Annotated in this window: 6 protein-coding genes; 4 read left to right on the forward strand and 2 right to left on the reverse strand. The window is 31.0% G+C overall.

The window, feature by feature from the left end; genetic code table 11:
* On the forward strand, positions 1 to 531 hold a 531-nt coding region (locus VIM70_RS03950), incomplete at its 5' end, for a Bax inhibitor-1/YccA family protein (protein WP_331944317.1).
* 352 nt (positions 532 to 883) lie between these two features.
* Here VIM70_RS03950 and VIM70_RS03955 read toward each other — a convergent pair.
* Positions 884 to 1,231, reverse strand: a complete 348-nt coding sequence (locus VIM70_RS03955; RefSeq protein WP_331944319.1) for a cupin domain-containing protein — start codon at positions 1,229 to 1,231, stop codon at positions 884 to 886.
* Between the two features lie 277 nt (positions 1,232 to 1,508).
* Here VIM70_RS03955 and VIM70_RS03960 point away from each other — a divergent pair, with 277 nt between their 5' ends.
* The gene (locus VIM70_RS03960; protein ID WP_331944321.1) at positions 1,509 to 1,736 is read left to right on the forward strand and encodes an EAL domain-containing protein; all 228 of its coding nucleotides are present in this window, start codon (positions 1,509 to 1,511) and stop codon (positions 1,734 to 1,736) included.
* Between the two features lie 351 nt (positions 1,737 to 2,087).
* On the opposite strand, the gene VIM70_RS03965 is transcribed toward VIM70_RS03960, so the two are convergent.
* Entirely contained in the window at positions 2,088 to 2,243 is a 156-nt protein-coding gene (locus VIM70_RS03965; RefSeq protein WP_331944323.1) for a hypothetical protein, read from the reverse strand.
* A 179-nt stretch (positions 2,244 to 2,422) separates the two neighbouring features.
* Here VIM70_RS03965 and VIM70_RS03970 point away from each other — a divergent pair, with 179 nt between their 5' ends.
* Both VIM70_RS03970 and VIM70_RS03975 read left to right on the forward strand, forming a co-directional pair.
* On the forward strand, positions 2,423 to 3,127 hold the full coding sequence (locus tag VIM70_RS03970; protein ID WP_331944325.1) for a GGDEF domain-containing protein: 705 nt from the start codon (positions 2,423 to 2,425) through the stop codon (positions 3,125 to 3,127).
* A gap of 642 nt (positions 3,128 to 3,769) precedes the next feature.
* Positions 3,770 to 4,176 (forward strand): hypothetical protein (locus VIM70_RS03975; RefSeq protein WP_331944327.1); only part of this gene is annotated, 407 nt, incomplete at its 3' end.

The following is a 4,176-nucleotide window of genomic DNA, read 5'->3' on the forward strand; positions in this document are numbered from 1 at the left end:
ATGAATGTATCTACAACAGTAATTTATGGGGCTATGATTCTGGAACTGGTTATGGTTATAACATTAGTTAAGAGAGTTGCTAAAATGTCTACAGCATCTGCAATATTTTGGTTCTTGGTTTATTCAGCAGTAAATGGTGTAACATTGAGTATAGTTTTTTTAATTGTAAATCAAGGTCAATTAATTACTGTATTTGCTCTAACTTCATTAATGTTTTTAAGTAGTGGAATGGTAGGGATAACAACAAAAAAAGACTTAAGTGCAATAGGTCAATTTGCCATGATGTTTGTAATAGGTTTAATTTTACTTACTATTATGCAGATATTTTTTGTTTCTTCCACATTCAATCTAGGGGTATGCTTCTTAGGCATAATAGTATTTGGTGCATTAACAGCATATGACATGCAGAAGATAAAGCGTATGCAAGCACAAAGTAATGATATGCATGGGGTTGTGTTGGCGGCATTATCTTTATATTTAGACTTTATAAATATATTTTTGTTTGTACTGAGGTTATTTAGTAGGAGATAATACACATTATTTATAAATTATGGACTACCTGAATGTACGATTTAATATAAAATCGTACATTCGTTTTGTTTTTTGCGTAAAGGGGTCCCGCCAACATTTCTCTGAATCACACCAACAGGAATTAAAAATAGCCTAAAACTAACTAATATCAATACATAGAATAATACAATATATCTTATTGAAAAAGAGTTTATCCTCAATCTAATAACAAAAAAGGCATTGCAACCTTTTTTGTTATTAGATTGAGGATTATTTGGTTTTGATAGTTGTGACGTTTTATTAGAAAATTGAGAACTAACTCAACATCATATTATGCTCATTCACTAATTACTTTAACTCAGTCTGATACTTTTTACTTATAGTATGTCCCACCTGTATTTTCATTAGTTAATGTTCCTTTTTCTTCAATTAACAAACATTTAACTAGTGATTTGCAAATAGGTCTATGCCTCATACCTTTTGGGATAATCACAAAATCACCCTCACATAGATGGGTTAATCCATCGTTAAATTCAATGTCAAACTCACCTTCAATGCAGTAAAACATTTCATCCGACAATTCATGCACATGAAAATCAAGAGTTCTATTTTCTGCTTGAAGAACATTTAACATATGATTATTTAATTCACCTATTTTTAAATATGTAAATATTTCGCTTATACTATTAACTTGTTTTTTTAGATTTACTTTACCAACCATTTTTACATCCTCCCCCAAAGTATAAATAATCCATGTGGCTCAATCTTTTACAGTTACGACTTATTCACTAGATAAATTATACCATTAAACACCATTTTTATAAACTATAGTTGATTTTAAAACAAACTGACCTACGTAAAGGTACACCATTACGTAGAGTAAAAAGCCCCATAAAATTGTATGTGTAAAGTATAACAAAACAATTACGAACATCTACGTAAAGTACAGTTACCTTTATGAAGATGTTTTAAAGTTCTTACTGGTGTTATTCAGACTTATGTTGGCGAGACCCCTGAGAGACCTAACTAAAAATAAAGAAAATGAAGCAATTGTGACCGCAATTATAGCTATGGCACATAGTTTGAATCTTAAGGTTATCGCTGAAGGTATTGAAACAGAGGAACAATTACAAATACTTTGTGAAAAGGAATGTGATTTTGGGCAGGGTTATTTAATTGGAAAGCCAATGACTGCGCCTAGCTTTGAGGAGAAATTTATAAAGTGACTATGATCGGTTCCATCAAAGGAATCTGTGGATTCTGTATGCATGTTTAGCCGTAGAAGGGGTGCAGGCATCTTTTAGCGGAAAATATACTCTAAGCTCTAGCCTATTCCGCTTAAACAGCAACCATGTATTAATAGAGCCATAATTTCTATAAAAGTGGTAAAACAAACGAACGTATTATTTACTTTATTATTTTAACCTCATGCGATACAGTTTCAAGCCATTGCATGAGTAAACTTATACGGTAAATAATTCAAAGTCAATGTATTGAGTCTATATAACGTTTTATTTACTGCTAAATCCGCTTAGTGACATGTTTGGTACAAGCTAGTTACAATTGCTAAAAATACGTTAGAGTACATTTAAATCGTTATTCTGATTAGTTTTGATCCTTAGTGTATAATTTCCGCGTTTTGCTGCCAGTACCCCTAGTAGCAAAGCTGAAAGTAGTATTAACCCAATTAGTGAAATTATGAATATATATATTGCTATTGGTATATCCATCATATCTAATTCCTTCTTTCTAAAGTTATTAAACTTTCACGGCATTTTTATTTAATCCATATAATTTTAAGAAGCTTGAAAATTAGGCTTCTTTAGAGAAAAATAATGAAAAAGAAACGTAATATTTCCACGGTTAAAATAATAGCTTGTACTATGGTGTTTACTAAAAAAGGAGATTATAAATGAAAAATTATATTGGAAGACTACAAGAAACTGAAAAGAAAAAAAAATTAGAAGCTAAGTTAGTTATTGCTAATAAAGAGCTCGTTTTTCAAAGTGTAGAAAAAAAGCAGGCATCAGAGTTAAATCTAATTGAAATTATTCGTCAATTATACGCGGATAATGAAAGATTGAAAAAGATGTCTTATTTAGATGAGTTGACAGGAATATCTAACCGCCGGGGTTTCGATCAAGAATTGATTAAAGAAAATAGGCGAGCCATGAGAGACAACACACCACTTTCTTTAATTATGCTCGACGTCGATTACTTTAAAGCCTTTAATGATACCTATGGTCACTTTAAGGGTGATAATTGTCTAAGGACGATAGCATCTGCACTAAAAAAAACTTTGAAGCGTCCCGGGGATTTTTCAGCACGTTATGGGGGGGAAGAGTTTGTTGTTCTTTTGCCCAATACAAATGCCACAGGTGCTGCCATTGTAGCTGAAAATTTACGAGCCAATGTCGAGAAATCAGCAATTGTGCATAATAATTCTCTCTGTGCAGATTATGTCACAGTGAGCCTTGGAATTGTAACCAGATTATCGGAACAAACTGAGACACCTGATGAATTAATAGTGGCTGCTGACAGAGCTCTATATCACTCAAAACATGAGGGTCGCAATCGGGTTAGCGTGTGGAACGAACTATATTACAAAGTGAAATAAAGTCTCAAAAAAGCTAGTAAACAACCATAATAGTGAAATTATGGTTGTTTACTAGCTTTTTAAAATAATATTTAGGAAGCCTAAAAAATTTGGAACCTTTTGAATATGTAAGGGGTAGTAACCGCTAAGCGTAAATTTACCACGTTAAGACACATATTGGGTGTTTTTACCTTACCCGCCAAAAAGGTATATTAGCATATTGAGGTGGATGAGTTAAAATCAAAGTAGAAATTAGGTTACATAACAATATCAATTGTTAGTATTAAGTCTGAATAACACCAGTAAGAACTTTAAAACATCTTCATAGCTTCTGCCTCTTGATTGTATTTATTTCCTATCTTTAAGTCACTTTCAATAAGTGTGGAACAATATAAATCAAAAAACTTATAATCCCTAGTTAAATTTAGTGTTCATTTATTATCTTGAATGCGCTTGGGGGGTAGCATCAAACTGATTTTCTTGAGAATAATTACACAAAGCATTAAAATATATAAATATAAATAAAAGATTTAGTTTTAAAGGAAAAGCCAATTATATATAGAAATATTACTTTAGTAATATTTCTATAGTAAAAAAACATTAACATTTACTTAGATGCGTTTAGAAAAAATTACTAAAGTAATAAAACGGGTGGTGTCAGTTATGAGTAATGCTAAAGTCCTGAATTTATCTTATTTAAGTTTAGTTGAGATAGCAAGAGCAATAAATCAAAATACAATTGCAAACAAAAATAGGTTAAAAGAAAAGAAAATTGTAACAGATAAATTTATTCGTAAGTTTTCAATTAGCAGAAAAGATTTTAGTGAGACATTAAAAACAAAAGCAAGGGGAATAAAATATAATTCTTCAACCTATTTATACGACATAAATGATGATTTTGTAGAAGAAGTAGTAGCAGAGAAACTAGAAGATACTATTGAAATTAGAACACCTAAAAGTGAGAAGTTAGTAGAGGAAAAAAAGGATAGGAAAAAATATTACGAAAGTAATAAAAATGCCGAAGGTCTACCAATGATTAATGAAATGACTGGTATTAAACAGATTGTAAG

It is taken from the genome of Clostridium sp., assembly GCF_036569345.1.
GTDB lineage: Bacteria > Bacillota > Clostridia > Clostridiales > Clostridiaceae > Clostridium_AD.

Excerpts from the sequence above, each read along its gene's own strand:
- VIM70_RS03965 (WP_331944323.1), bottom strand. The coding sequence starts at position 2,243 with ATGATGGATATACCAATAGCAATATATATATTCATAATTTCACTAATT.
- VIM70_RS03955 (WP_331944319.1), bottom strand. The coding sequence starts at position 1,231 with ATGGTTGGTAAAGTAAATCTAAAAAAACAAGTTAATAGTATAAGCGAA.
- VIM70_RS03960 (WP_331944321.1), top strand. The coding sequence starts at position 1,509 with ATGTTGGCGAGACCCCTGAGAGACCTAACTAAAAATAAAGAAAATGAA.
- VIM70_RS03970 (WP_331944325.1), top strand. The coding sequence starts at position 2,423 with ATGAAAAATTATATTGGAAGACTACAAGAAACTGAAAAGAAAAAAAAA.